The following is a 330-nucleotide window of genomic DNA, read 5'->3' on the forward strand; positions in this document are numbered from 1 at the left end:
CGTCGCAGTGTCTGCCGGGCGACGACCGCGGGATCGGGGGACGTGATTGTTCCGGGCCGAGTCTTGGCGAGCGTGTTCACCAGACGCTGCCCGCTGAGAGCGCGGAACGCCTGTCGCACGAGCTCGGGTGCGGTGATCAGCAGCGCGTGGATCTGGTTCATCACTTGCGCTCTGGCCTTGGCCGCCGAGCGCCGCTCTGCGAGGAGGATCCGCATCGACTCGACCGCGCCATCACCAGACTTTGGGATCGCGGTGTCCGTTCCTGCGAGGACAGCGACCGCTGCCTGGTGGGCGTCGAGGGGGTCGGACTTGCCGCGACGACGGCGGGCT

The 330-nt window shown here is 69.1% G+C and carries 1 pseudogene; it reads right to left on the minus strand.

What is annotated here, in order from left to right:
• Positions 1-330, minus strand: a pseudogene (locus ACZ1IK_RS11255) (IS110 family transposase); the annotation flags it as partial.

Source organism: Micrococcus sp. CS26 (assembly GCF_055522295.1).